At 55.2% G+C, this 26,831-nt stretch carries 21 protein-coding genes and 1 riboswitch; of the genes, 10 read left to right on the top strand and 11 right to left on the bottom strand.

From position 1 onward, the window contains the following. Positions 1 to 295: 295 nt before the first annotated feature. Positions 296 to 1,147, bottom strand: a complete 852-nt coding sequence (gene murI / locus INT84_RS22865; protein WP_194208599.1) for a glutamate racemase — start codon at positions 1,145 to 1,147, stop codon at positions 296 to 298. Beyond that, a complete protein-coding gene (gene btuB / locus INT84_RS22860) occupies positions 1,092 to 2,942 on the bottom strand; it encodes a TonB-dependent vitamin B12 receptor BtuB (protein WP_194208598.1) in 1,851 nt (616 codons plus the stop codon). The genes murI and btuB overlap by 56 nt, the downstream gene beginning before the upstream one ends. 65 nt (positions 2,943 to 3,007) lie before the next feature. Next, positions 3,008 to 3,188, bottom strand: a riboswitch (cobalamin riboswitch). 104 nt (positions 3,189 to 3,292) lie between these two features. Here btuB and trmA point away from each other — a divergent pair. After that, complete coding sequence (gene trmA, locus INT84_RS22855) at positions 3,293 to 4,393, top strand: tRNA (uridine(54)-C5)-methyltransferase TrmA (RefSeq protein ID WP_194208597.1); 1,101 nt, start codon at positions 3,293 to 3,295, stop codon at positions 4,391 to 4,393. A 121-nt stretch (positions 4,394 to 4,514) separates the two neighbouring features. Here trmA and INT84_RS22850 read toward each other — a convergent pair whose 3' ends face one another. Together INT84_RS22850 and fabR are read right to left on the bottom strand one after the other, a co-directional pair. Continuing rightward, positions 4,515 to 4,874 (bottom strand): YijD family membrane protein, encoded by a 360-nt coding sequence (locus tag INT84_RS22850; RefSeq protein ID WP_194208596.1) that lies wholly within the window; start codon positions 4,872 to 4,874, stop codon positions 4,515 to 4,517. Then, positions 4,874 to 5,521 carry an HTH-type transcriptional repressor FabR gene (fabR, locus tag INT84_RS22845; protein ID WP_176919671.1) on the bottom strand — a complete coding sequence of 216 codons (648 nt, stop codon included), beginning with the start codon at positions 5,519 to 5,521 and terminating at the stop codon, positions 4,874 to 4,876. Before fabR ends, INT84_RS22850 begins: the two co-directional genes overlap by 1 nt. Positions 5,522 to 5,717: 196 nt before the next feature. On the opposite strand from fabR, the gene sthA reads away from it, so the two are divergent. Next, complete coding sequence (sthA, locus tag INT84_RS22840) at positions 5,718 to 7,118, top strand: Si-specific NAD(P)(+) transhydrogenase (RefSeq protein ID WP_194208595.1); 1,401 nt, start codon at positions 5,718 to 5,720, stop codon at positions 7,116 to 7,118. Here sthA and oxyR read toward each other — a convergent pair. The 4 genes from oxyR to argC form a co-directional block, all read right to left on the bottom strand. Beyond that, positions 7,101 to 8,018, bottom strand: coding sequence for a DNA-binding transcriptional regulator OxyR (oxyR, locus tag INT84_RS22835; protein ID WP_194208594.1), 918 nt, complete (start codon positions 8,016 to 8,018; stop codon positions 7,101 to 7,103). The two genes, sthA and oxyR, sit on opposite strands and share 18 nt — an antisense overlap. A gap of 262 nt (positions 8,019 to 8,280) precedes the next feature. Then, positions 8,281 to 9,654, bottom strand: a complete 1,374-nt coding sequence (gene argH, locus INT84_RS22830) for an argininosuccinate lyase (RefSeq protein WP_176919668.1) — start codon at positions 9,652 to 9,654, stop codon at positions 8,281 to 8,283. Between the two features lie 109 nt (positions 9,655 to 9,763). Beyond that, positions 9,764 to 10,537 (bottom strand): acetylglutamate kinase, encoded by a 774-nt coding sequence (gene argB / locus INT84_RS22825; RefSeq protein WP_194208593.1) that lies wholly within the window; start codon positions 10,535 to 10,537, stop codon positions 9,764 to 9,766. A 10-nt stretch (positions 10,538 to 10,547) separates the two neighbouring features. Further along, positions 10,548 to 11,552: an N-acetyl-gamma-glutamyl-phosphate reductase gene (argC, locus tag INT84_RS22820; RefSeq protein ID WP_194208592.1), complete on the bottom strand. Its 1,005-nt coding sequence runs from the start codon at positions 11,550 to 11,552 to the stop codon at positions 10,548 to 10,550. A 175-nt stretch (positions 11,553 to 11,727) separates the two neighbouring features. On the opposite strand from argC, the gene argE reads away from it, so the two are divergent. The 5 genes from argE (at position 11,728) to INT84_RS22795 (ending at position 20,759) form a co-directional block, all read left to right on the top strand. Next, positions 11,728 to 12,879, top strand: a complete 1,152-nt coding sequence (gene argE / locus INT84_RS22815; RefSeq protein ID WP_194208591.1) for an acetylornithine deacetylase — start codon at positions 11,728 to 11,730, stop codon at positions 12,877 to 12,879. 232 nt (positions 12,880 to 13,111) lie between these two features. Next, a complete protein-coding gene (gene ppc, locus INT84_RS22810) occupies positions 13,112 to 15,763 on the top strand; it encodes a phosphoenolpyruvate carboxylase (RefSeq protein ID WP_176919664.1) in 2,652 nt (883 codons plus the stop codon). Between the two features lie 153 nt (positions 15,764 to 15,916). After that, positions 15,917 to 17,656, top strand: a complete 1,740-nt coding sequence (locus INT84_RS22805) for a phosphoethanolamine transferase CptA (RefSeq protein ID WP_194208590.1) — start codon at positions 15,917 to 15,919, stop codon at positions 17,654 to 17,656. Between the two features lie 437 nt (positions 17,657 to 18,093). Further along, positions 18,094 to 19,425 carry an amino acid permease gene (locus INT84_RS22800; RefSeq protein ID WP_194208589.1) on the top strand — a complete coding sequence of 444 codons (1,332 nt, stop codon included), beginning with the start codon at positions 18,094 to 18,096 and terminating at the stop codon, positions 19,423 to 19,425. A 23-nt stretch (positions 19,426 to 19,448) separates the two neighbouring features. Next, positions 19,449 to 20,759, top strand: a complete 1,311-nt coding sequence (locus INT84_RS22795) for a serine dehydratase subunit alpha family protein (protein WP_194208588.1) — start codon at positions 19,449 to 19,451, stop codon at positions 20,757 to 20,759. 34 nt (positions 20,760 to 20,793) lie between these two features. Here INT84_RS22795 and metF read toward each other — a convergent pair whose 3' ends face one another. Beyond that, the gene (gene metF, locus INT84_RS22790) at positions 20,794 to 21,684 is read right to left on the bottom strand and encodes a methylenetetrahydrofolate reductase (protein ID WP_194208587.1); all 891 of its coding nucleotides are present in this window, start codon (positions 21,682 to 21,684) and stop codon (positions 20,794 to 20,796) included. Here metF and INT84_RS22785 point away from each other — a divergent pair. Next, a complete protein-coding gene (locus INT84_RS22785; protein ID WP_194208586.1) occupies positions 21,670 to 21,924 on the top strand; it encodes a hypothetical protein in 255 nt (84 codons plus the stop codon). The genes metF and INT84_RS22785 overlap by 15 nt on opposite strands. Here INT84_RS22785 and metL read toward each other — a convergent pair. Then, entirely contained in the window at positions 21,899 to 24,331 is a 2,433-nt protein-coding gene (metL, locus tag INT84_RS22780) for a bifunctional aspartate kinase/homoserine dehydrogenase II (RefSeq protein WP_194208585.1), read from the bottom strand. The genes INT84_RS22785 and metL overlap by 26 nt on opposite strands. A gap of 2 nt (positions 24,332 to 24,333) precedes the next feature. Next, positions 24,334 to 25,494, bottom strand: a complete 1,161-nt coding sequence (metB, locus tag INT84_RS22775) for a cystathionine gamma-synthase (protein ID WP_194208584.1) — start codon at positions 25,492 to 25,494, stop codon at positions 24,334 to 24,336. A gap of 262 nt (positions 25,495 to 25,756) precedes the next feature. On the opposite strand from metB, the gene metJ reads away from it, so the two are divergent. Both metJ and INT84_RS22765 read left to right on the top strand, forming a co-directional pair. After that, positions 25,757 to 26,074 (top strand): met regulon transcriptional regulator MetJ, encoded by a 318-nt coding sequence (gene metJ, locus INT84_RS22770; RefSeq protein ID WP_049839584.1) that lies wholly within the window; start codon positions 25,757 to 25,759, stop codon positions 26,072 to 26,074. Positions 26,075 to 26,131: 57 nt separating this feature from the next. Continuing rightward, a complete protein-coding gene (locus INT84_RS22765) occupies positions 26,132 to 26,740 on the top strand; it encodes a YiiX family permuted papain-like enzyme (RefSeq protein WP_194208583.1) in 609 nt (202 codons plus the stop codon). Positions 26,741 to 26,831: the final 91 nt, after the last annotated feature.

The following is a 26,831-nucleotide window of genomic DNA, read 5'->3' as shown; positions in this document are numbered from 1 at the left end:
TTAAGAATCCGTATCTTCGAGTGCCCACACAGATTGTCTGATAAATTGTTAAAGAGCAGTTGCGACGCGCTTTAGCGCTGTGTCGCGAGGTCCCGTATAATACGTTTTCCTCATTCAGAGTCAAGCGTTTATTTTCGCTTTTCTCCGTCGGCGTTCTCATTCGAACCCCGCTGACCCGGCGGCTTGCGTGCCGTTGTTCCGTGTCAGTGGAGGCGCATTATAGGGAGTTCTCTGACGTTGACAAGCCCTCTTTTCAAAAAACTTTTCAACCGTCTCTTTTTTATGCAAAACACCCTTAAACTGCCAGTTTTTCGAGCGTTTCAAAGCCGTAGCGCTGTAAAACGGGCAATAATTGTTCTGATGCTGGCGTCAGCGCCATGCAGAATGCCACATTCGCCTCAGTAGATTTAGCATCGGGCGCTTCATGTTCCAGCAGCCAGGCCGTGCGTCGGGCAATCGCCGCGCCGGAATCGATCAGTCGCGTACCTTCCGGCAGCACCTGCGCTAACTCTTCTTGTAGCAGCGGGAAGTGCGTGCAGCCCAGCACAACGGTGTCCGGCGGTTCAGCCATTCGCAGCCACGGGCGCAAAATGCGTCGCAGTTCTTCTAACGGTACTGGTTTGCCATGAAGTTTGGCCTCCGCCAGTTCCACCAGCTCCGCAGAGCCAAGCATTTCGATTTTGCATTCGTTGGCGAAGCGGGCGATAAGCTCATGCGTATAGGGACGTTTCACCGTCCCGCGCGTCGCCAGCAAGCCCACGACGCCGTTCGCCGTTAAACGTGCGGCCGGTTTAATTGCCGGAACCACGCCAACCACCGGGAAGGTAAATTTGTCACGCAGGGCAGGTAATGAAACGGTGCTCGCCGAGTTGCAGGCAATGACCGCCAGTGACAGGGGATAACGCTTCTGGACCGCAGTAACGATTTCGACCACGCGCTCAACGATAAAAGCTTCACTCTTCTCTCCATAAGGAAAAGCGACATTATCGAAAACATAAATGTAGTGAAGGTCCGGCAGGAGATGCCGGATCTCATCATAGACCGATAATCCACCGACGCCGGAATCAAACACCAGCACGGTGGGTCGGGGATCAGAAGGTGTAGCTGCCAGACAAGTTGTATTCTCGCCCTGCAGTTCGGTAGCCATAAACTGTCTCGTAATCTTTATCGAACAGGTTGGCTATTTTACCACGAACTGTCAGGTGTGAGGTGACTGGATATGAAACTGCCGCATCCCACAAACTCACGCCACCCATTTTAACTGTCCGGGTCGGATAAGCGTTGTAGTCGGCATCATACCGCGTGCCGAGATAGTGATATGTCAGACTCCAGTCAAAATCATAGACTTGCGTGTCGAGTTGATATTTAACCTGCTGTTTCGCCCGGCGCGCCAGCGGCTGATCGGTTCTGGCATTGCGAGCATCGACGTAGTCGTAGCCGATATTGTGCGTTACCGGACCCGTATCAAAGGTTGCTGTGGCTTCAATACCTTTAATGCGCGCTTTGCCGACGTTGTAATATTTCATTAGCTGATCGTCATAGTCGATAAGATTATCAACGTCATTACGATAGCCCGAGATACGCCAGTTCACCCCAGCCGTCAGCCCTTCAAAAGCGCCTTCCCACTGCTTGCTCTCTTCAGGATCGAGGCTTTTACTCCCGTAGTAGCCGTACAGCTGACCAAGGTTCGGAGCCTTAAACGCCGTGCCATAAGAGGCAATAAAACGGTAGCCTTCAACAAACTCCCACGCCGCGCTGCCCTGCCAGGTACCATGCTGGCCAAACTGTGAGTTGTCATCGCTGCGGGCAGCACCTTCAAAGGTGAAGTCGGCTACCTGCTGCAATCCGGTCAGGTAGATCCCGGTATTACGCAGGTCGTAACCATTGGTCACATAGTTAGTGCCCGGCTCTGTACTTTGCTTCTGCCAGTCGACGCCTGCGCCCACGTTTCCGTGCCCGATATCAACGGAGTTGGTCCACTGCACGTTGTACTGTTTGATTTCATCCAGCGTGGCGGAAGAATCATAACGCCCCAGATGAGGATCGTAGTTGTAATCTTTGCTGTGGCTGTAACCAGAATAGAGTTGAGAATGGAAAATATCCTGATTAAAGCGCAGCCCGGCATTCCACGTCTGGCTATACAGCTGGCGGGTATCCACCAGGACATCAGGCGTGAACGAACTGTAATAGCCATCGTAGGCGGTGCGGTTATCGTAGCCGTAACCGCGGACAAAGCCGGTCCACTGCTCAGAGAAGTCATGTTCAAGCGCGCCGTACAGCGTCTTGTTCATAAAGCCATCGCCATCCGTCTGCGCTAATCCGCCGTTGTTGCCATCGGCGACCACATCAAAGCCTTTGGTGTAGGTATAGTCGCCCGCCAGGGTGACGCGCGTGTTTTCGCCCAGCGTCTGCTGGGTGCTGCCGCCGTAGTTCTGATAGCCGTGTGAGCCGACGCCCGCGTTTAAGGTTGTACCGTCCTTTTCACGCGTGGTGATGATATTCACTACGCCGCCAATCGCATCCGAGCCATAAATCGCCGAACGCGGTCCGCGGACATATTCAATGCGCTGCACCAGCGCCACCGGGAACTGGCTTAAGTCTGATGACCCGCTAACGCCCGCCTGATTAAGACGTATGCCGTCCACCAGGATCAGCACATGGCTGGAATTAGTGCCGCGAATAAAAAGAGAAGAGAGTTGACCGATACCGCCGTTTTGCGCGACGTCCACGCCTGGCAACCGACGCATCACATCAATAACAGAGGTTGATTGCCAGCGATCAATATCCTGACGCGTCACTACGCTCACCGGGGCCAGAACGGTATTCACCGGTTGTTCAATTCGACTTGCTGTGACCACCAGAGTGTCCGGGTTGCTATCCTGCGCCCAGCCAGAAAATGCCGTGACGGTACACGCCGTCAGCAGCGAAGCTTTTTTAATCATTGTAAAAGCATCCACAATATCAGAAGGATGCCGCAGGCCTCATCTATAGCACGCGATGATGAAACCAAATGCGACGTGATCCCGGCAGGTCTTCGGGCTAGGTGGCGTTTTGCGGATGAAGACTTCCCACGTCATTACGCAGTGTCTACAGCACTCGTCCCGCCAGTCTTTACCGCTGCGCGTCAGCTCCAGATTTACACTGGATTCCCTTTTCACTCACAGGAGACCGGAAACAGAATGCTACAATTAGATACGTATAGATGTCCATACTGCTATGACTGATAAAGGCTGGACATCCCCGGCACAATCCCTACAATCCCCGCGTAATTCTTTATCATTCAGGATGCATTATGACCCCCGAACATCTCCCGACAGAACAGTACGACGCGCAACTGGCAGAGAAGGTCGTCCGCCTGCAAAGTATGATGACGCCTTTTGCCGCGCCGGTTCCAGAGGTGTTCCGTTCTCCGGTCAGCCACTACCGCATGCGCGCTGAGTTCCGCATCTGGCACGATGGCGACGACCTTTATCACATCATGTTCGATCAGCAGACCAAAAGTCGCATTCGCGTCGACAGCTTTCCGGCGGCCAGCGAATTAATTAATCAGTTGATGACCGCCATGATGGAAGGCGTGCGCAATAACCGCGTGTTGCGTCATAAGCTCTTTCAGATCGACTACCTGACTACCCTCAGTAACCAGGCGGTGATCAGTCTCCTCTATCATAAAAAGCTGGATGAAGAATGGCGTCAGGAGGCGGAAGCGCTGCGAGATGCCCTGCGGGCACAGAACCTGAACGTGCATTTGATTGGCCGGGCGACCAAAACCAAAATTGAACTGGACCAGGACTATATTGACGAACGTCTGCCGGTTGGCGGCCGCGAGATGATCTATCGTCAGGTCGAGAACAGCTTTACCCAGCCGAACGCGGCGATGAATATTCAGATGCTGGAATGGGCGCTGAACGCCACGAAAGATTCTACCGGCGACTTGCTGGAGCTGTACTGCGGAAACGGCAATTTCTCACTGGCGCTGGCGCGCAATTTCGACCGCGTATTAGCCACCGAAATCGCCAAGCCGTCCGTGGCAGCAGCGCAGTACAACATTAGCGCCAATCACATTGATAACGTACAGATTATCCGCATGGCGGCAGAAGAGTTCACCCAGGCAATGAACGGCGTGCGTGAATTTAACCGCTTGCAAGGCATCGATCTGAAAAGTTACCAGTGTGAGACGATTTTCGTCGATCCGCCGCGCAGCGGGCTGGATAGCGATACCGAGAAGATGGTGCAGGCGTATCCGCGCATTCTGTATATCTCCTGCAACCCGGAGACACTGTGCAAGAACCTCGAAACGTTGAGCCAGACGCACAAGGTGGAGCGGCTGGCGCTGTTCGATCAGTTCCCGTACACCCATCATATGGAATGCGGCGTGCTGTTGACGCGAAAATAAGCCCTTACCTGCCCGGCGGCGCTACGCTTGCACGGGCCTACGGTACGTTGATACAGGCACGATTGTAGGCCGGGCAAGCGAAGCGCCTCCCGGCAACGTTGCGATGTCGTGGCTGGCGAGGTTACTCCGACAGCTCATGCTTACGGTTACGCATCCGAAACCCTACCCAGAACACCAGAATCACCGACAGCACCGCGGGCAGGAAGTTAGAGCCAATCGCCGGATACTCTGCGCGCACCACCGTACTATAGAGCAAAATACCCAGAATAAAGCAGCCAGCAGCCAGGCCCGGCAACCCCACGGGCATGGTGCGATTCTGGTAGCGCTGATGCAAACAGTAAACCGTCAGCACCAGCGAAATAATGGGGAACACAGAGAATGGCACGATGGAGCTGAACAGCGCGGCAAATGTGCCATTGATGGATAAGCCAGCGATCAGCGCCAGCAGCAACGTACCTCGATCCTGAACGGTCTGTTTCATTACCTTTCTTTCTCCTCAGCATGTTGGGTCGGTTTCTCCTGCTCCCGACGATACCAGTAATATGCGCCCTTAGAGATCATCCGCAGCTGCAATACCAGCCGCTCCTCTAGTTGCCTGCGCTGCTCTGCGCTTACGTCCAGCGCCTCGGCACCTGCGCTAAATACGATGGTGACCATCGCTTCCGCCTGTGCTTCCGTAAAGGCCCGCGGCATGTGGCTTTCGAGTTCCAGATAATCCGCAAGTTCGGCAATAAAGTGCTGTATTTCACGCGCCACCGCAGCGCGAAACGCGCTTGATGTGCCAGAACGCTCACGCAAAAGCAGGCGAAAAGCGTTTGGATTATTGCCAATGAACTCCATAAACGTGGAGACCGATGTGCGGATCACGCTGCCGCCTTTGGCAATGCGCTGGCGCGCCTGACGCATCAATTGGCGCAGCATCAGGCCGCTTTCATCAACCATCGTCAGACCAAGCTCATCCACATCGCGGAAGTGGCGATAAAACGACGTCGGGGCAATTCCCGCTTCGCGCGCAACTTCACGTAAACTGAGGCTGGCGAAACTACGCTCTGCGCTCAGTTGACTGAATGCCGCTTCTACCAGCGAACGCCGGGTTTTTTCTTTTTGTTGCGCTCTAACGCCCATCACGATGTCTGAATCCTTCCAAAGGCCCAGAAGGCACTATACCAGAGATCAAAACAGATCGGTTTGCACAGGTTGTGAATGATTGTTTACGAGCTGTTTCTGCTTTATTGCAGGAAAAAAGCACAACGATAATTGGGTTAAACAGCGGCAAATGTTATCATCATGTTTATTTTGTGTATAAAAACAGGTGAGTCATACCATGCCACATTCCTGGGATTATGATGCCATTGTTATTGGGTCCGGCCCCGGCGGCGAAGGTGCTGCAATGGGACTGGTTAAGCAGGGAGCGCGCGTTGCCGTTATCGAGCGCTATCATAATGTCGGCGGCGGCTGTACCCACTGGGGCACGATCCCCTCGAAAGCCCTTCGCCATGCCGTCAGCCGCATTATTGAATTCAACCAGAACCCTCTCTACAGCGACCACTCCCGCCTTTTACGCTCCTCGTTTGCCGATATCCTTAACCATGCGGATAACGTAATTAATCAACAAACGCGGATGCGCCAGGGATTCTACGAGCGTAACCACTGTGAAATCCTCCAGGGCGATGCCAGTTTTGTTGACGATCACACGCTGGCGCTGACCTTTCCGGATGGCTCGGTAGAAACGCTGACCGCAGAAAAGTTTGTCATCGCCTGCGGCTCCCGGCCCTATCGCCCCGCTAACGTCGATTTTTCTCATCCGCGTATTTACGACAGCGATTCTATCCTCAGCCTGCACCACGAACCGCGCCACGTTATTATCTATGGTGCGGGGGTGATTGGCTGCGAATATGCGTCGATCTTCCGCGGAATGGATGTCAAAGTCGATCTGATTAACACCCGCGATCGCCTGCTGGCGTTTCTCGACCAGGAGATGTCAGATTCACTCTCTTACCACTTCTGGAACAGTGGCGTGGTGATCCGCCATAACGAAGAGTACGAGAAAATCGAAGGTATGGACGATGGCGTGATTATGCACCTGCAATCCGGCAAAAAGCTGAAGGCGGACTGCCTGCTGTACGCCAACGGGCGTACCGGCAACACTGATTCGCTGGCGCTGGAAAACATCGGGCTGGAAGCGGACGGCCGTGGGCTGTTAAAAGTGAACAGCATGTACCAGACCGCGCTGCCGCACATCTACGCGGTCGGCGATGTGATTGGCTATCCGAGCCTGGCGTCTGCCGCCTACGATCAGGGACGTATCGCTGCGCAGGCGATGAGTAAAGGTGAAGCCACCGCGCACCTGATTGAAGATATTCCCACCGGCATCTACACCATCCCGGAAATCAGCTCCGTCGGTAAAACCGAACAGCAGCTCACGGCAATGAAGGTGCCTTACGAAGTTGGCCGGGCGCAGTTTAAGCATCTGGCGCGGGCGCAGATTGTGGGTATGAACGTCGGTACGCTAAAAATTCTCTTTCACCGGGAAACGAAAGAGATTCTGGGCATTCACTGCTTTGGCGAGCGCGCGGCCGAAATTATTCATATCGGCCAGGCGATTATGGAGCAGAAAGGCGGCGGTAACACGATTGAGTATTTTGTTAACACCACCTTCAACTACCCGACCATGGCCGAAGCCTATCGGGTAGCGGCGCTGAACGGTTTAAACCGCCTGTTTTAACGCCTGCTCAAAGTGGCCATCCATCTTCTCGCGGATGGCCTCCGCCAGCTGTTCATAGCGACCACGCAGCGGCGATCCGGGACGATACACCAGGCCAACGGTACGGCGCGGCTCCGGCTTAATACACGGCAGGTAAACCACACCATCGCGCTGACGTTCCTGCGGCACTGAAAGCGCAGGCAGCAGCGTAATCCCGCTTCCCGCTGCGACCATGTTACGCAACGTTTCCAGGCTGGTGGCACGGAAGTGGGTATCTTCATCTGCGCCCGCTTCAAAACAGAAGCCCATCGCCTGATCGCGCAGGCAGTGGCCGTCTTCCAGCATCAGCAGCTTTTCACCGGCCAGATCGGACATCGGCACACGATCGCGTCCGGCCCACGGGTGATCTTCGTAGATCGCCAGCTTCATCGGTTCGTCAAAGAGCGGCACTTCAATAAAGGACTCACTCTCTTTCACCAGCGCCAGGATCGCACAGTCAAGTTTACCGCTGTCGAGCTGCGCCAGTAGCTGATGCGTCTGTGCTTCATGCAGATACATCTCCAGTTTAGGGAACGACTGGTGCAGCATTGGGATAATTTGCGGCAGCAGATAGGGCCCGACCGTCGGGATCAGACCGATATGCAGCGGCCCGGACATGGTCTCGCCCTGCTGGCTCGCCATCTCCTTGAGCACTTTAACCTCGCGCAGCACGGTACGCGCCTGGTCCACCAGCAACAATCCCGCCTGCGTGAACAGCACTTTGCGGCTGGTACGCTCCAGCAGCATCACGCCCAGCTCGTCTTCCAGCTTACGGATTTGTCCGCTCAGCGTGGGCTGGCTCACGTGACAGGAATCGGCAGCCCGGCGGAAATGACGGTGCTCGGCCAGTGCGACAAGGTATTCAAGATCGCGAATATTCATTCTTCATCCTCCATCGCCACGATAGTTCATGGCGATAGATAGAATAGCAATGAACGATTATCCCTATCAAGCACTCTGTACAATAATTGTCACCAGAAGCGAGACGGTACTTTGTTTAACCCTCGAAGCCACTGCTCCTTCAGAGAGTTTCTCTCGAACCTAAAGCCAACGTGAATTTTTTGCGGACCGGATGGTCCGCATTTTTTTTGCGTAAAAAAGCCCGGTTTGAAACCGGGCTATGTCTGGAGCGGGAGAATGTACGTTAAACCAGCCTTGCCTGCGCATCTGCAATCGCCTGCGCCACCTGCTGTGGCGACACGCCGCCTTTGGCCGCACGTTTATCGAGACAGGATTGCAGCGCTAGGATCGGATAGACGTCATCACCAATCACCGGACTGAATTTTTGCAGATCGGCCAGCGGCAGATCTTCCAGCGGTTTACCCTGACGAATCGCCTCTACTACCGCTTCACCGACAATATGGTGCGCTTCACGGAACGGTACGCCTTTCGCGACCAGGTAATCCGCCAGCTCCGTCGCGTTCGCATAGCCCTGCTGCGCCGCTTCCTGGCAGCGCGGACGCTTCACCTGAATGCCATCCAGCACCAGCGCCGCCATATGCAGACAATCCAGCCAGGTATCAAGCGCGTCGAACAAACCTTCTTTGTCTTCCTGCATATCTTTGTTATACGCCAGCGGCAGACCTTTCAGGGTCATCATCATGCCGGTTAACGCCCCCTGCACGCGTCCGCATTTACCGCGGATCAGCTCCAGCGCATCCGGGTTTTTCTTCTGTGGCATCAGGGATGAACCGGACGTGACGCGATCGGAAAGCTCGACAAACCCGGCCTCGCCGGTATTGAAGAAAATCAAATCTTCTGCAAAGCGGGAAAGATGCACCATGCCAATGGAAGCATCAGAAAGCAGTTCCAGCACGTGATCGCGGTCAGACACGCTGTCCAGGCTGTTGCGGGTTGCCGAGGCAAAACCCAGCCAGCCCGCCAGCTGTTCACGGTCAATTTCATAGGCGGTACCGGCCAGTGCGCCGCAGCCCAGCGGGCTGACGTCCAGACGTTTAAGCGCATCCTGAAGACGGCTTTCATCCCGCGCCAGCATTTCAACATACGCCAGACACCAGTGGGCAAACGTCACCGGCTGCGCGCGCTGAAGATGGGTATAGCCCGGCATCACCGCATCCTGATTGTTCTGTGCGGTTTCCACCAGCGCGCTCTGTAGCTGGCGGCTGGCGGTCAGTAATTCAGAGACCGTCTCTTTGCACCATAATTTCAGATCGGTGGCGACCTGATCGTTACGGCTGCGCCCGGTGTGGAGCTTTTTGCCCAACTGGCCGACTTTATCGATCAGCTTACCTTCGACCCAGCTGTGAATATCTTCCGCATCGCTTTCCAGGATCTGCTCAGGATTAACGCGAACCTCTTCCAGCAGCACGTTCAGTGCGTCTTCCAGCTGTAGTTGCTCGTCAGCGGTGAGCACGCCCACGGTTACCAGCGCTTTTGACCAGGCTACAGAGCCAACGATATCTTGCTCGGCCAGGCGATAATCAAAGCGCAAAGAGTCGTTGAACTGTTTGAACCGTTGATCCGCTGCCTGGGTAAAACGCCCGCCCCAAAGTGCCATAACATGCTTCCTTTATTCGTTAATGTTGCCGGGTTGCCCGGCCTGTATTCTTCGAGTTTACTGCCGAATGGCGCTGCGCTTATCCGGATAAGGCGCAGCCGCTATCGGGTTACGCCGTAATACGTGTACCGATCGACGTGCCGTTAAACAGTGCTGGCAACTGCTCAGCATGCCGCCAGGAGGCGATATCCACCGGACGACCCAGCGTACGCGCTGCATCCAGCGCCGCATTCACTTTCACGATCATGCCGTCAGTAATAATTCCCTGCGCAATGAGCTGCTCCGCTTTCGCGGCGGTCATCTCCGCAATGCGCTGCCCTTTGCCGTCGAGAATGCCGCTCACGTCAGAGAGCAGGATCAGATCGGCCCCCAGCGTTGCCGCCAGCGCGGTAGCGGCCTGATCGGCATTGACGTTCATCAACTGCCCTTCTTCGGTGACGCCGATGGAACTCACTACCGGCAGGAAACCGCTCTCCAGCAGCGTGTTAATGAGTTTCGGTGAACCCGGCTGCGCCAGCCCGACATGCCCCAGCGCGTCATCAAGCTGCGTGACCTTAACGCTGTCGCCGTCGCCCAGGAACAGACCTACCGAGGCAATCTGATGTTTCTTCGCCCACGCCAGCAGCGTTTTATTGGCCGTCCCCGCCAGCGCGCCGGTGATAATGTCGATTTGGTCGGCAGGCGTTACGCGCAGGCCGTTTTTCTTTTGCACCGGCAGGTTGAGCTGCTTCATTAGCTCATCCACCACGCAGCCGCCGCCGTGCACGATAATCAGCGGACGTTGATGCGACTCACGATAGTTCACCAGCGCAGTAAACAGACGTTCCAGCGCCTCTTCGCTATCCAGCAGTACGCCACCAAGTTTAATAATTAATGGATTCATAACCGCACCCTTAAATAAGAGACTGAGTTTCAGCAAAGCCGAAACGAATATTTGCGCACTGCATCGCCTGCGCCGCCGCGCCTTTCAGCAGATTATCTTCCGCCGCCACGACGATCAGATGTTCGCCCTGGACCGCAAAGCCGATATCACAGAACGGCAGACCCACCACGTTTTTCAGCGCTGGCACGCCTTTCTCATACAGGCGAACCAGCGGTTTATCACCATACACTTGCTGGAAAGCCCCGGCCACCTGCGGCTGCGTTACGCCAGGCTTCAGGCGGCAGGTAATGGTTTCCAGAATGCCGCGTGGAAAGCTCCCCAGGTGCGGCGTAAAGATCACATCCGTACCGAGATGGGTGCTGATTTCCGGATGATGGCGATGATTAAAGATGCCATATGGTTGCAGACTGACTTCGCAAAAGCTGTTGGAGAGTGCCGCCTTACGCCCTGCTCCGCTCACGCCGCTGGTGGCGTTGATGACCGGCCACTGGGTAAGATCCAGCAGATCGGCGGCAATCAGCGGTTTCAGCGACAGCTGCGCCGCCGTCGGATAGCAGCCCGGCACGGCAATCAGGTTAGCGTCTTTTAAGCGATCGGTATTCCATTCCGCCAGCCCGTAGACCGCCTGCTCAAGCAGTTCAGGATACTGATGCGTGAAGCCATAATACTTTTCATAAAACGCCAGGTCGTTGACCCGGAACGCACCGGAAAGATCGAACACCACGCAGCCTGCCGCCAGAAACTGCGGGGCGAGATCGTGGCTGACCTGGTGGGCGGTGGCGAGAAACACTACGTCCACACCTGCGCTAAACTCGCTGATATCGGACATCGGCTGCAGGGGCAGATCGACGATGCCTTTAAGTTGTGGATGCAAATCGGAGATTAACTTTCCTGCATCATTGCTTTGCGCTGAGACGGTCAAAGCGGTTATGGTCATATCAGGATGGCGATTTACATAGGTCACGAGTTCTGCGCCAGCATAACCACTGGCACCCACAATCAGCGTATTTAACATCGGGGCGGTTCACCTTCTCGTCTGTTTGCCTGGAAGACCGGAATCTCCCTAACCCTGTTCAGCGTATTAACATCACCTTACAGCCGGTGGGTTTTCTTACGCTCAACGATAATGTATTTTTATTCATAAATATTGCATGAATATTGATACTATCATGACCCGAGGCGTGTCAACAATGAAAAAGAACTTACCACCATTTATCGAGATTTACCGCGCCCTGATTGCCACACCGTCCATCAGCGCGACGGAAGAAGCGCTTGATCAGAGTAATGCGTCTTTAATCAATCTGCTGGCAGGCTGGTTTGGCGATTTGGGATTTAACGTTGAAGTGCAGCCGGTGCCGGATACGCGCAACAAATTCAATATGCTGGCCAGCATTGGGCACGGCGCAGGCGGGCTATTACTCGCCGGACATACCGACACGGTGCCTTTTGACGATGGCCGCTGGACGCGCGATCCCTTCACCCTGACCGAGCATGAAGGCAAGCTCTACGGCCTCGGCACGGCGGATATGAAAGGCTTCTTTGCTTTTATCCTTGATGCCCTGCGCGATGTAGACGTGACGCAACTGAAAAAGCCGCTCTATATTCTGGCGACCGCTGATGAAGAGACCAGCATGGCCGGCGCGCGCTACTTCTCTGAAAGCACCGCCCTGCGCCCGGACTGCGCCATCATCGGCGAGCCGACCTCATTGCAGCCAGTACGCGCGCATAAAGGGCATATTTCCAATGCGATCCGCGTGCTCGGGCAGTCCGGCCACTCCAGCGATCCGGCGCGCGGCGTCAATGCCATTGAGCTGATGCATGATGCCATCGGGCAAATTATGCAACTGCGCGACGACCTGAAAGAGCGCTATCACTATGAGGCGTTTACCGTTCCGTATCCGACGCTGAATCTGGGCGCTATCCACGGCGGCGATGCCTCTAACCGTATCTGTGCCTGCTGCGAACTGCATATGGATATCCGTCCGCTACCGGGCATGACCCTCGACGATTTGAACGGCCTGCTGCATGAAGCGCTGGCCCCCGTCAGCGAGCGCTGGCCGGGCCGCCTGAACGTGGCGGAACTGCATCCGCCGATCCCCGGCTATGAATGCCCGCCGGATCACCAACTGGTGCAGGTCGTCGAGAAGCTACTCGGCGCACAGACCGAGGTGGTGAACTACTGTACCGAAGCGCCGTTCATTCAGACGCTGTGTCCGACGCTGGTGCTGGGTCCGGGCTCAATCAATCAGGCCCATCAGCCGGATGAGTATCTGGAAACCCGCTTTATCAAGCCCACCCGCGAGTTGATTACTCAGGTGGTGCATCACTTTTGCTGGCACTGATCCCGGCAAAAAAGGAAGAAAATCAGGCGATTTATATAAGCGCAACTTATCTGTTCGCCAGTGAGTTAACTTTCGTAAATTGCGGCGATTTATTCGTTTGCTGAAGCGATTTCGCAGCAATTGACGTCAGGGGTTTTACGTGGCTTTATAAAAGACGATGTCATATACCCGATGCTTCCTGTTGCAGAGAATTGGGTATAACAAAATAAAATGAATGGGGTGTCTGGGTAACATGAACGAACAATATTCCGCATTGCGTAGTAATGTCAGTATGCTCGGCAAGCTGCTGGGAGAGACTATTAAAGATGCGCTGGGAGAGAACATTCTCGACCGCGTAGAGACCATCCGTAAGCTGTCTAAATCCTCCCGCGCCGGTAATGAGGCTAACCGTCAGGAGTTGCTCACTACCCTGCAAAACCTGTCGAATGACGAGCTGCTGCCGGTAGCCCGCGCCTTCAGCCAGTTTTTGAACCTGGCAAACACCGCCGAGCAGTACCACAGCATCTCGCCGAAAGGCGAAGGTGCCAGCAATCCGGAAATTATTGCCCGTACCCTGAAGAAACTGAAAAACCAGCCCGAACTGAACGAAACGATCATCAAAAAAGCCGTCGAGTCCCTGTCGCTGGAGCTGGTACTGACCGCGCACCCGACGGAAATCACCCGCCGCACGCTGATTCACAAGATGGGCGAGGTGAACGCCTGCCTTAAGCAGCTTGATAACAACGATCTGGTGGATTACGAACGTAACCAGCTGATGCGCCGCCTGCGCCAGCTGATCGCCCAGTCGTGGCATACCGATGAAATTCGTAAGCATCGCCCGAGCCCGGTCGATGAAGCAAAATGGGGTTTTGCGGTCGTTGAAAACAGCCTGTGGGAAGGCGTACCGAACTACCTGCGCGAGCTGAACGAACAGCTGGAAGAACATCTGGGCTACAAACTGCCCGTGGATTTTGTCCCGGTACGCTTCACCTCCTGGATGGGCGGCGATCGCGACGGCAACCCGAACGTTACCGCTGATATTTCTCGCCACGTTCTGTTGCTGAGCCGCTGGAAAGCCACCGACCTGTTCCTGAAAGATATTCAGCTCTTGATCTCCGAACTGTCGATGGTCGAGTGCAGCGATGAACTGCGCGAGCGGGTCGGCGAAGCGGGTGCGCAGGAGCCTTATCGCTACCTGCTGAAAAACTTGCGCGGTCAGTTGATGGCGACACAAACCTGGCTGGAAGCACGTCTTAAAGGCCAGCGTCTGCCAAAACCGACCGGGCTGCTGACGCAGAATGAACAACTATGGGAGCCGCTCTACGCCTGCTATCAATCGCTTCAGGCCTGTGGGCTTGGCATTATCGCCAATGGTGAACTGCTCGACACGCTGCGACGCGTGAAGTGTTTCGGCGTCCCGCTGGTGCGTATTGATATTCGTCAGGAGAGCACCCGTCATACCGAAGCGCTGGGCGAACTGACCCGCTATCTCGGCATTGGCGACTACGAAAGCTGGTCGGAATCGGATAAACAGGCGTTCCTGATCCGCGAGCTGAACTCTAAACGCCCGCTGCTGCCGCGCCAGTGGGAACCGAGCGAAGAGACCCGCGAAGTGCTCGACACCTGCAAGGTGATCGCTGAAGCCCCGTACGGCTCCGTCGCTGCCTACGTTATCTCGATGGCGAAAACGCCGTCCGACGTCCTGGCCGTTCATCTGCTGCTGAAAGAAGCGGGTATCGGCTTCGCGCTGCCGGTCGCGCCGCTGTTTGAAACGCTGGACGACCTGAATAACGCCAACGATGTCATGAGCCAGTTACTCAATATCGACTGGTATCGCGGCTTTATTCAGGGCAAGCAGATGGTCATGATCGGCTACTCTGACTCGGCAAAAGATGCGGGCGTTATGGCCGCCTCCTGGGCGCAGTATCAGGCGCAGGATGCGCTTATCAAGACCTGTGAAAAAGCCGGTATTGAGCTGACCCTGTTCCACGGTCGCGGCGGCTCGATTGGTCGCGGCGGTGCACCGGCCCACGCGGCACTGCTCTCACAACCGCCGGGCAGCCTGAAAGGCGGTCTGCGCGTGACCGAGCAGGGCGAGATGATCCGCTTTAAATACGGCCTGCCGGAGATCACCATCAGCAGCCTGTCGCTCTACACCGGGGCGATTCTGGAAGCCAACCTGCTGCCACCACCGGAGCCAAAAGAGGCATGGCGTCATATCATGGATGAGCTTTCTGACATCTCCTGCGATATGTATCGCGGCTTTGTCCGTGAAAATGAAGATTTCGTGCCTTACTTCCGCTCCGCAACGCCGGAGCAGGAGCTGGGTAAACTGCCGCTCGGTTCGCGCCCGGCAAAACGTCGTCCGACCGGCGGCGTGGAATCACTGCGCGCTATTCCGTGGATCTTCGCCTGGACGCAGAACCGCCTGATGCTCCCTGCCTGGCTGGGTGCCGGCGCGGCGCTGCAAAAAGTGGTGGAAGACGGCAAGCAGAGCGAACTGGAAGCGATGTGTCGCGACTGGCCGTTCTTCTCGACCCGTCTGGGGATGCTGGAAATGGTCTATTCCAAAGCCGACCTGTGGCTGGCGGAATACTACGATCAGCGCCTGGTGAAAAAGGAACTCTGGCCGCTGGGCGTCGAGTTGCGTGAACTGCTGGAAGATGACATCAAAGTGGTGCTGGCTATCGCCAACGACTCGCATCTGATGGCGGATCTGCCGTGGATTGCTGAGTCTATCCAGTTGCGTAACGTCTATACCGATCCCCTGAACGTCCTGCAAGCCGAGCTGCTGCACCGTTCGCGCCGGGCTGAGGAAGAAGGCAAAGAGCCGGACCCTCGCGTTGAACAGGCGCTGATGGTCACCATCGCGGGCGTGGCCGCCGGTATGCGTAATACAGGTTAATCAACTCCACACCTCTTGCGCCCGCCAGGTGCAAGAGGTGTTTTCCCTTTCCCTTCCCCTGATGTTAACTTCCACCTTTGCCATACAAAATTTAAGGTTGGCTTAATGTTCGACCGCTACGCTTGCCGGTAAAATTTTTTACGGGTCTAACGTATGTCTTCCGCACAACCTCAGTCTGAACACGCGTTCAGCTGGAAAGCCCTCGGCTGGGCTTTACTCTACTTTTGTTTTTTCTCCACGGCGCTTCAGGCCGTTATCACCTTCAGCGGTTTTAGCGGCACTAACGGTCTGCGCGACTCGTTACTGTTCAGTTCACTGTGGCTCGTTCCGCTTTTTCTGTTTCCGCAACGCACCCGCATTATTGCCGCCGTTATCGGCGTTGTGCTGTGGGCCTCGTCCATCGCGGTGCTGAGTTACTACGTGATTTACGGGCAGGAGTTTTCGCAAAGCGTCCTGTTTGTGATGTTCGAAACTAACGCCAGTGAAGCCAGCGAATACGTAAGTCAGTATTTCAGCCTGAAGCTGGTTCTGGTGGCCGTTGCCTATACGGCGGTGACTATCCTGCTGTGGTCACGCCTGCGCCCGATCTATATCCCTAAGCCGTGGCGCTGGGTGGTCTCTTTCGCCCTGCTCTACGGGCTGATCCTGAATCCTGTCGCCAGCAATATGCTGATGAAAGATAAGTCATTCGAGCGATCGGTCGCCTCGCTCTCGACGCGTCTGGAGCCTGCCGCGCCGTGGCAATTTGTCACCGGCTATTATCAGTACCGTCGACAGCTGGATAGCCTGAACCGTCTGCTGGATAAAAACAGCGCCCTCGCCCCGCTGAAAAATTTGCAGGACAGTTCGGGCGACATGCCGCGCACGCTGGTGCTGGTGATCGGCGAATCCACTCAGCGCGGCCGCATGAGCCTGTATGGCTACCCACGTGAAACCACGCCGGAGCTGGATGCGCTGCACAAAACCGATAAGCAACTTACCGTATTCAATAATGTGGTGACCTCGCGCCCCTACACCATTGAGATCCTGCAACAGGCGCTGACCTTCGCCGACGAGAAGCATCCCGATCTGTATCTGACGCAGCCGTCACTGATGAACATGATGAAGCAGGCGGGCTATAAAACATTCTGGATCACCAACCAGCAGACGTTGACCGCGCGTAACACCATGCTGACGGTATTCTCGAAGCAGACCGATAACCAGTTCTATATGAATCAGGAGCGGATGCAGAGCGCCCGCGAGTATGACACCAACGTGCTGGCACCGTTTAAAGAAGTGATGGCCGATCCCGCGCCGAAGAAATTCATCATCGTGCATTTGCTGGGAACGCATATTAAGTACAAATACCGTTATCCGGAGAACGAAGGCGTATTCGACGGCAAAACCGATGACCTGCCCGCCGGGTTAAGCGCTGAAGAGCGGGAAGCGTATAACGACTATGACAACGCCAACCGCTATAACGACCATGTTGTTGCCAGCCTGATTAAGGATTATAAGGCGACCGATCCTAACGGTTTCCTGCTCTATTTCTCCGATCATGGGGAAGAAGTGTACGACACGCCGCCGCATCATACGCAGGGGCGCAACGAAGAAGCGCCGACGCGCCATATGTACACGATCCCTTTCCTGCTGTGGACGTCAGAAAAATGGCAGGCGGCGCATCCGCGCGATGTCTCCGGCGACGTGAATCGCAAGTACAGCAGTTCTGAGCTTATCCATACCTGGTCAGATTTAGCGGGATTACGCTACACCGGATACGATCCAACGCGCTCGATTGTCAGCCCGCAATTTGTCGAAGCAACGCGAACGCGCTGGATTGGTAATCCCTATAAGAAGAAGGCCCTGATTGACTACGATTCGCTCCCTTTTGGCACGCTAACCGGCAACCAGTAATTTTTCAGCGGGCCATCCTGTTCAGGATGGCCTTTTTTCAGAGCCATATACCACGATATCAGCCACCTTCGCTGACTGGCTGTGAAGCTGTCGCCCAGCCACCGGATGTTGCACAGCAGATGCTCCGTGGTCCGGAAATTGACGTTGTAATGGCTAACACAGACCTTCTGGCAAGAGGGTCTGGCTATTTTTAAGAAGTGTGATCTGCCTCTCACATACACAAGTGATAGAATACTTTCCTTAAAATTAATTCCTTTAGAGCTTAATTTTCCAAAAATAAGCGTTTTACTCCTGAGATTGGTGAAAACTTTCTCCCTTTGCCCGCGTATGATTCCCTCATTATAAGAAAAGCGCCTGCTAATACCCTGCCGCGCATCGCTCGCTATTTTCGCGGTAAAAAAATAATTATCTCTATCCTACTTGAGCGAAAAAAAATTATGGAAACCGTTAATAAAAACAGCATAGTTGTGGAGACATCCACTCCTCGTCGGCGAGCTGATATGACCGAGAGCGAATGGCGCGAAGCAACGAAATTCGACAGCACCGATACCGGGTGGGTCATTATGAGTATCGGGATGGCCATTGGCGCGGGGATTGTCTTTTTACCCGTCCAGGTCGGACTAATGGGATTATGGGTATTTCTGCTGTCCTCAATTATCGGCTACCCGGCGATGTACCTTTTTCAGCGTCTCTTTATTAACACCCTTGCAGAATCGCCGGAGTGTAAAGATTACCCAAGCGTTATTAGCGGTTATCTGGGTAAGAACTGGGGGGTTTTATTAGGTGCGCTCTATTTTGTCATGCTGGTGATCTGGATGTTTGTTTATTCCACTGCCATCACTAACGACAGCGCCTCCTATTTGCATACCTTTGGCGTGACGGACACGCTGCTCTCCGAAAACCCGTTTTATGGTCTGGTGCTAATTTGTATTCTGGTCGCCATTTCATCGCGCGGTGAAAAGTTACTGTTTAAAATTTCAACCGGCATGGTGCTCACAAAACTGCTGGTGGTCGCAGCGCTTGGCATTGCGATGGTCGGTATGTGGCATCTGTATAATGTTGGCGCACTTCCGCCGCTGGGGCTGTTAATCAAAAATGCCATTATCACGCTGCCCTTTACGCTGACCTCGATTCTGTTTATTCAGACGTTAAGCCCGATGGTCATCTCCTACCGTTCGCGGGAAAAATCCATTGAAGTGGCGCGCTATAAAGCGTTGCGGGCAATGAATATCGCTTTCGGCATTCTCTTCGTGACCGTCTTCTTCTATGCCGTTTCGTTTACGCTGGCGATGGGCCACGAGGAAGCGGTAAAAGCCCAGGCGCAAAATATTTCTGCGCTGGCGATTGCCGCGCAATTTATTAGCGGCGCGGGCGCAGGCTGGGTAAAAATCGTCAGCGTGATCCTGAACATTTTCGCCGTGATGACCGCTTTTTTTGGCGTCTATCTGGGTTTCCGCGAAGCCACGCAGGGGATCGTCATGAACCTGCTGCGCCGCAAATATCCGGCGGACCGCATCAACGAACAATGGGTGCAGCGCGGCATTATGCTTTTCGCTATTTTGCTGGCGTGGAGCGCCATCGTGCTTAATGCTCCGGTCCTGAGCTTTACCTCAATTTGTAGCCCGATATTCGGTCTGGTGGGTTGTTTAATCCCGGCGTGGCTGGTCTACCAGGTTCCAGCCCTGCATAAATATAAAGGCGTCTCGCTGGTCATTATTATTGTGACGGGCCTGCTGCTGTGCGTTTCCCCATTCCTCGCATTTTCCTGAGGTGTTTGTAAAAGGTTATGGCTATGTTTGAGTCTACAATGAATCCACTATGGGACAGTTTTATCGAGGCGGTGCGTGAAGAAGTGAAGCCCGCGCTCGGCTGTACCGAACCCATTTCACTGGCGCTGGCGGCGGCGGTCTCTGCGGCAAATCTGGAGGGTAAACCAGAGCGCATTGAGGCCTGGGTGTCGCCAAACCTGATGAAAAACGGCATGGGTGTGACCGTTCCGGGAACGGGCATGGTCGGCCTGCCCATTGCCGCTGCGCTGGGAGCGCTGGGGGGCGATGCCGACGCAGGACTGGAAGTCCTGAAAGCCGCGCCGCCTGAGGCCGTGGCCGATGCCAAAGCGCTATTAGCGGCAGGGAAAGTGCGCGTGATGATTCAGGAACCTTGCGACGATATTCTTTACTCTCGCGTCAGGGTCTGGTGCGGTGAGACATGGACCAGCACGACGATTATCGGCGGCCATACCCGCATCGTCGCTATTGAAAACCAGAACGGGCGGCTGTTTAGCCTGGACGAGCACTCGCAGCAGGCGTTAACAGACTCGCCGCTTGCCGCACTTTCCGGTGCCTCGCTGGCAGACATTTTGCGCTTTGCGAATCTTGTCCCTCTGAAGCATATCCTCTTTATCCTTGAGGCTGCCCGTTTAAACGGCGCATTGTCACAGGAGGGATTAAACGGTCAGTGGGGGCTGCATATCGGCGCGACGCTGGAAAAACAGTGCGCTAAGGGATTACTGGCTAACGATCTCTCCACCGCGATTGTGATCCGTACCAGCGCCGCCTCCGATGCGCGGATGGGAGGCGCAACGCTACCCGCGATGAGTAACTCCGGCTCCGGCAATCAGGGGATCGCCGCCACTCTGCCGGTCATGGTGGTGGCGGAATACTTCAATGCCGACGAGGAAAAACTGGCGCGCGCGCTGATGCTCTCGCACCTGAGCGCGATTTATATTCATCACCAGTTACCAACGTTATCAGCGCTGTGCGCTGCCACGACGGCCTCCATGGGCGCAGCGGCAGGTATGGCATGGCTGGTGGACGGGCGTTACGAGACTATCGCCATGGCTATCAGCAATATGATTGGTGATGTCAGCGGTATGATCTGCGACGGTGCGTCGAATAGCTGTGCGATGAAGGTTTCTACCAGCGCGTCGGCGGCATGGAAAGCGGTACTGATGGCGCTGGACAACACCGCCGTCACCGGGAATGAAGGGATTGTGGCGCACGACGTTGAGCAATCCATCGCCAACCTGTGTGCGCTGGCCTGTCAGTCAATGCAGCAAACCGACCGGCAGATTATTGAAATCATGGCAAATAAAGCGCACTAACCTTAACCGGGCGGTGCAAACTGCCCGGTCTTCTTTACTCCGCTGGCCGCACGCCCAGCGTATGACAGATGGCGTAACTCATCTCCGCGCGGTTCAGGGTATAGAAGTGGAAATCCTTAACGCCTTCACGGCTTAAAATTTTCACCATATCCATCGCAATATTGGCACCGACCAGCTTGCGGGTTTCGGCGTCGTTATCCAAACCGTTAAACATTTGCGACATCCATGCCGGGATACGCACGTTGGTCATATCGGCAAATTTTTTCGCCTGCTTAAAGTTCGACACCGGCAGAATGCCGGGCACGATCTCCACGTCAATCCCGGTCGACACGCAGCGATCGCGAAAGCGCAGGTAGCTCTCAACATCGAAAAAGAACTGAGTGATCGCGCGGTTGGCCCCGGCATCGATTTTACGCTTCAGGTTGAGCAGATCAGCCTGGGCGCTTTTCGCTTCCGGATGAACTTCCGGATAGGCAGCCACGGAGATATCGAAATCCGCAACCTCTTTCAGCAGCCCCACCAGATCGGCAGCATACATCTCCGGCCTGCCGCCATCCGGCGGTAGATCGCCACGGAGCGCGACAATCTGGCGGATACCGTTATTCCAGTAATCCTGCGCGATCGCGCGCAGTTCATTACGCGAGGCGTCAATACAGGTCAGGTGCGGTGCAGCAACCAGCCCGGTACGCTCTTTGATATCTTTGATAATGCTGTGCGTGCGGTCGCGCTCACCCGAGTTGGCTCCGTAAGTTACGGAAACAAACTTGGGTTTCAGGCTGCTCAGGCGATCGATAGAGGCCCACAGGGTTTGCTCCATTTCACTGGTGCGCGGCGGGAAAAATTCAAACGAAACATTAATCCGACCCTGGACTTCCGCCAGGCTCTGATTCAGCGCTTCCCGCTGGTTGGCGTGAAAAAAGCTCATACCTTACCTCATCAATCGCGTGTCATTATTATGGGCGTTGCGAACATCTATCCGTTTAGACGTCCAGATGTAAAAATGACGGAAAAGCGGGATGGCGTCAACAGGAAAATGATTGCGAAGCGTGAGGATTACTCAGCGAAGGTGAAAAAGATTCAGGATGCAATGACGGAAGCAGGAGAAAACCCGGCAGGCGCAGCGCTGCCGGGCGATAAAATTACAGCAACTGCGCCAGCCGGTTAATATCCGACTGAATCGCTCCGGCCGTCACATCACGACCAGCGCCCGGTCCACGGATCACCAGCGGGTTATCGCGATACCAGCGGCTTTCGATGGCGAACACGTTATCGCACGGCAGTAGCGCCGCCAGCGGATGTTCCGGACGTACCGCTTCCACGCCGACGCGCGCCTTGCCGTTGGCGTCGAAACGGGCCACGTAGCGCAGCACCAGGCCCATTTCGCGCGCGGCTTCCAGCCGCTGCACCATCTGCTCATTCAGTTCATCGCCGTTCTCAAAGAAGTGGTCGACCGACCCCTCTTCGCAATGCGACGGCACCAGCGACTCCACACGCACCTGGTCAGGTTCGATGTTGTATCCCGCTTCGCGCGCCAGGATCACCAGCTTGCGCATGACGTCTTTACCGGAGAGATCGACCCGCGGGTCTGGCTCTGTCAGCCCCTGCTGCCACGCCTGATCGACCAGATCGGTAAACGGCACGGTGCCATCAAATTGCAGGAACAGCCAGGAGAGGGTGCCGGAGAAAATTCCGCTGATCGACAAAATAGTATCGCCGCTGTCGATCAGATCGCGCACCGTATGGTTGATTGGCAAGCCCGCACCCACGGTGGCGTTGTACAGCCAGTGGCGTCCGGTTTTCTCAAACGCATCACGGATTTGACGATATTTATCGCTGCTGCTGGCACCCGCCAGTTTATTGGCACTAATAACATGGAAACCGTGGCTGGCAAAATCCAGATACTGATCGGCCAGTTGCTCGCTGGCGGTCACATCAAGCACCACTAAATCATCATACGGGTGGGCACGCATCCACAGGAACAGCGACTCTTCATCCTGCTCAATAGCCTCATCGTTAAAGAATGCCAGCGCGCGACTGGCATCCAGCCCCTCGTAGTTGAGCAGGCTGCGGCGGCTGTCCACCACGCCCGCCAGCACAAACTCAAAGCCGGTGCGCGCCGAGAGCGTGCTTTGCTCGCGAGCAAACAGCTCCAGCCAGCGCGATCCGATATTGCCTTTGCCGAACAGTATCAGACCGATACGTTTTTCCGCACGGAAGATGGACTGGTGCAGCCCCTGGATCAGACTTTCCGTCGGGCCGGTACGCAGCACGGCCACCAGGCTAATGCCCTCTTCCGACTGCCAGGTAAACTCGACCGGTTGCCCTTTCAGTTGCTGCCAGAAACGGTGGCAATGCAGCGCATTACGGCTGACGCCCGCGCCGACCATTGCTACCAGCACCAGCCCCTGACGCAGGCGTAGTTCCCCCGGCAGACCCGCTTCGTCGAGAATTTTCAGCGCGCTATCGGCGACTTCAGAGGTATAGCAGAACTGTAACAGATGGCGATCGTTATGCACCCCCACCGCCAGCGGACGCACCTGCGCACGCTTCAGCAGCTGGTCGATCTCTTTATGCGCCAGTTTGAAGTCCTGACTGGCGGGCACCTGGAATTCAATCAGACAAACATCATCATGACTGGTCACGATACGTGCGCCAGTCCCCGATGCCAGCACGCGCTCAATACGGGTTGAACCCTGATCCGGCGTATAGCTACAGCGCAACTGTAAATCGATATCGCTGCCGGACACCGGCTGCAAGGTACGGGTGTGCAAAACCGGGGCCGCCAGACGCGCCAGTTCGCTGGCTTCATCCAGACGCAGCAGCGGCAGCAGGCAGGCATCTTTGACTTTGCGCGGGTCGGCGCTATAAACGCCAGCTACATCACTCCAGATGGTGACGCGGGAAACGCCTGCCAGCGCGCCGATTTGCGTGGCGGAATAGTCAGAACCATTACGCCCCAGCAGCACGGTTTCGCCCGCGTTGTTGCGGCTGATAAATCCAGTCACGACCAGGCGCTTATTGGGATGCTGTATCAGTAACTCTTGCAGCAGCGGCCAGGATAGACCTTCATCGACCTGCGGCTGCGCGGCGCGTTCGGCACGCAGGAACTCACGCGCGTCCAGCCAGGCAGCCTCCAGCCCTTGCTGATTAAGCACCGCCGACATTAAACGCGCTGACCAAACTTCACCGTGGCCCACCACTTCCGCATAGACGGCATCGTTAATACCGCTATCCAGCAATCCCGCCAGGCGCTCAAGATCGTGAATAAAGGCGCTGATTAATCCGTCAGCAATGCCCGCAGGCAACAGACCGGTAATCAATTCGCTCTGATAACGACGCAGCGATTGTTGAACCTGATGCGCAGAGAGGCGATCGGTCTGGCTGAGCTTCAGCCAGCTAATCAACTGGTTGGTGGTGCTGCCTGCCGCAGAGACGACCATCATATCGCCGGGCTGCGAATACTCCGCCATAATGCCCGCGACACGCAGATAACACTTCACATCTGCCAGACTACTGCCACCAAATTTATGCAGTTGACGACCCTTCGTCCCTGCCTGCGCTATCACACTCATGTTTACCCCTTCGATGCGATCCGGAAGCCATTTTCCAGATCGGCAATTAAATCTTCACCATCTTCAATACCGGTCGAGATACGCAACAGCGTCTCGGAGATCCCGGCGGCGGCACGTGCTTCCGGTGCCATACCCGCGTGCGTCATGGTGGCAGCGTGGGAGATTAAACTTTCAACCCCACCTAAAGACTCCGCCAGCGTAAACAGTGACAGCCCGCTTAAGAAGCGACGCAATGTTTGCTCATCGCCATCCAGTTCAAAACTCAGCATCGCCCCGAATCCTTTCTGCTGGCGTGCCGCAATCTCATGCCCCTGATTTTCCGGCAGCGACGGGTGATACAACTTTTTCACCAGCGGCTGTGTTTTCAGGTATTCAACGATCCCCTGCGCGTTGCGCTGGGCCACTTCCATACGTGGCGAGAGCGTGCGCAGACCGCGCAGTAGCAGATAGCTGTCAAACGCCCCGCCGGTTACGCCGATATTATTCGCCCACCATGCCAGTTCGGTGACAAGCTCAGGATCTTTGGCGATGACTACGCCCGCAACCACGTCCGAATGACCGTTCAGGTATTTAGTACATGAATGCAATACCAGATCGGCTCCCAGCGCCAGCGGATTTTGCAGCGCCGGACTCAGGAAGGTGTTATCCACCACGCTCAACGCGCCAGCGTCGCGCGCCAGCTGACAGATTTTCGCAATATCCACGACGCGTAACAATGGATTACTGGGGCTTTCGACTAATACCAGCTTCGGTTTTTCAGCCAGCGCCGCCTGCAACGCCTTTTCATCGCCCTGATCGACAAACAGAACCCGGTAGCATCCGCGTTTTGCCAGACTGTCGAACAGACGATAGCTGCCGCCATAGCAGTCATGCGGCGCAACCAGCAGATCGCCCGGCTTCAGAAATACTGTCGTCACCAGAAGAATGGCCGACATGCCGGTATTGGTCAGCACCGCACCCGCACCCCCTTCCAGCTCGGCCAGCGCACGCTGTACCACGTCGCGGGTAGGATTACCGCGACGCGAATAGTCGTGAGCGCGCGGCTCATTAAAACCGGTGAAGTTATAGGTGCTGGAAAGATGGATCGGGGGAACAACGCAGCCGTACTGCTCGTCGTCATTTAACCCGCTACGCACTGCGATGGTGGCCTGTTTACGCGTCATAGTGAATCATCCTGGCAAAGTCGATGAAAAGTCAGGCACCAGAGTAAACATTGTTATAATAGACGTCAATACATCTGGACATCTAAACTTCTTTGCGTATAGATTGAGCAAACGGCAAATAGCCGTTAAAATTATATGCATTAGCGCACATCTGAGAATGCTTACCTCGTGTCAGAGCGTTCTCACTAAGGTAAACTACGCGCAATTACGGCCTGAACCTACGTTCGGCCCTTTATTAATAGTGAGAGGATCAAGGTAACTCATGGCTGAATGGAGCGGCGAATATATCAGCCCATACGCTGAGCACGGTAAGAAGAGTGAGCAAGTAAAAAAAATTACGGTTTCCATTCCTCTGAAGGTGTTAAAAATCCTCACCGATGAACGCACGCGTCGTCAGGTGAATAACCTGCGTCATGCCACCAACAGTGAACTGCTCTGCGAAGCGTTCCTGCACGCCTTTACCGGTCAACCGTTACCGAATGATGCCGATCTGCGTAAAGAGCGCAGCGACGAAATTCCGGAAGACGCGAAAGTGATCATGCGCGAGCTGGGGATCGACCCGGAGACGTGGGAGTACTGATGCTTTAACGGCGGTTCATGGATGTCGAACCGCCCTGCTCGTTTACAGGGAAACCGTATGAAAAAATATCTTCTGGCCCTCGGGCTGGCTGTCTGTTACCCCGCGCTGGCCTATGAGCCGCAGACGGGCGATATCATTTTTCAGATCTCCCGCTCCTCGCAGAGTAAAGCCATCCAGTTAGCGACTCATTCGGACTATAGCCATACGGGCATGGTCGTCATCCGCAATAAAAAGCCGTATGTGTTCGAGGCGATTGGCCCGGTCGTTTATACCCCGCTGCAAAAATTTATCGCCCGCGGCGAAGATGGCAAGTATGTCATTCGTCGCGTTAACGGTGGGCTGTCCGCACAGCAGCAGAAAAAACTGGCACAAACGGCGAAAGGCTATCTGGGCAAACCGTATGATTTATTTTTCGCCTGGTCTGACGATCGCCAGTATTGTTCTGAAGTTGTATGGAAGGTCTATTTTCATGCGCTGAACATGCAGGTCGGAAAGCTGCAAAAGATGAAGGAGTTCGATCTGAGCTCTCCCGCCGTTCAGGCCAAAATCAAAGAGCGCTACGGAAAGGCTATTCCGCTGGATGAAACGGTGATCTCCCCGCAGGCGGTATTTGATGCGCCGCAGCTGGAGACCGTTGATAAGAAATGGCCGCTTTTTTCGTGGTGAATGTTTATGAAAACTTCTGTCACAGGGATGTGTTTGTTGCTGTGCGGCTGCACTACCTTTCCGCAGGCGGTAACGTCGGTCGTCAGCACCT

The sequence above is a fragment of the Superficieibacter sp. 1612_C1 genome (genome assembly GCF_015234305.1).
GTDB lineage: Bacteria > Pseudomonadota > Gammaproteobacteria > Enterobacterales > Enterobacteriaceae > Superficieibacter.
The sequence above is the reverse complement of the archived record's forward strand: the minus strand, read 5'-3'. Positions and strand labels throughout refer to the sequence as shown.

Bases quoted from the DNA above. Each gene is read 5' to 3' on its own strand.
- INT84_RS22765 (WP_194208583.1), top strand. From the start codon at position 26,132: ATGAAAAAATATCTTCTGGCCCTCGGGCTGGCTGTCTGTTACCCCGCG.
- INT84_RS22800 (WP_194208589.1), top strand. From the start codon at position 18,094: ATGGAAACCGTTAATAAAAACAGCATAGTTGTGGAGACATCCACTCCT.
- INT84_RS22805 (WP_194208590.1), top strand. From the start codon at position 15,917: ATGTCTTCCGCACAACCTCAGTCTGAACACGCGTTCAGCTGGAAAGCC.
- argE (WP_194208591.1), top strand. From the start codon at position 11,728: ATGAAAAAGAACTTACCACCATTTATCGAGATTTACCGCGCCCTGATT.
- sthA (WP_194208595.1), top strand. From the start codon at position 5,718: ATGCCACATTCCTGGGATTATGATGCCATTGTTATTGGGTCCGGCCCC.
- argC (WP_194208592.1), bottom strand. From the start codon at position 11,552: ATGTTAAATACGCTGATTGTGGGTGCCAGTGGTTATGCTGGCGCAGAA.
- metB (WP_194208584.1), bottom strand. From the start codon at position 25,494: ATGACGCGTAAACAGGCCACCATCGCAGTGCGTAGCGGGTTAAATGAC.
- trmA (WP_194208597.1), top strand. From the start codon at position 3,293: ATGACCCCCGAACATCTCCCGACAGAACAGTACGACGCGCAACTGGCA.
- metJ (WP_049839584.1), top strand. From the start codon at position 25,757: ATGGCTGAATGGAGCGGCGAATATATCAGCCCATACGCTGAGCACGGT.
- INT84_RS22795 (WP_194208588.1), top strand. From the start codon at position 19,449: ATGTTTGAGTCTACAATGAATCCACTATGGGACAGTTTTATCGAGGCG.
- ppc (WP_176919664.1), top strand. From the start codon at position 13,112: ATGAACGAACAATATTCCGCATTGCGTAGTAATGTCAGTATGCTCGGC.
- btuB (WP_194208598.1), bottom strand. From the start codon at position 2,942: ATGATTAAAAAAGCTTCGCTGCTGACGGCGTGTACCGTCACGGCATTT.
- murI (WP_194208599.1), bottom strand. From the start codon at position 1,147: ATGGCTACCGAACTGCAGGGCGAGAATACAACTTGTCTGGCAGCTACA.
- metF (WP_194208587.1), bottom strand. From the start codon at position 21,684: ATGAGCTTTTTTCACGCCAACCAGCGGGAAGCGCTGAATCAGAGCCTG.
- metL (WP_194208585.1), bottom strand. From the start codon at position 24,331: ATGAGTGTGATAGCGCAGGCAGGGACGAAGGGTCGTCAACTGCATAAA.
- argB (WP_194208593.1), bottom strand. From the start codon at position 10,537: ATGAATCCATTAATTATTAAACTTGGTGGCGTACTGCTGGATAGCGAA.
- argH (WP_176919668.1), bottom strand. From the start codon at position 9,654: ATGGCACTTTGGGGCGGGCGTTTTACCCAGGCAGCGGATCAACGGTTC.
- INT84_RS22850 (WP_194208596.1), bottom strand. From the start codon at position 4,874: ATGAAACAGACCGTTCAGGATCGAGGTACGTTGCTGCTGGCGCTGATC.
- oxyR (WP_194208594.1), bottom strand. From the start codon at position 8,018: ATGAATATTCGCGATCTTGAATACCTTGTCGCACTGGCCGAGCACCGT.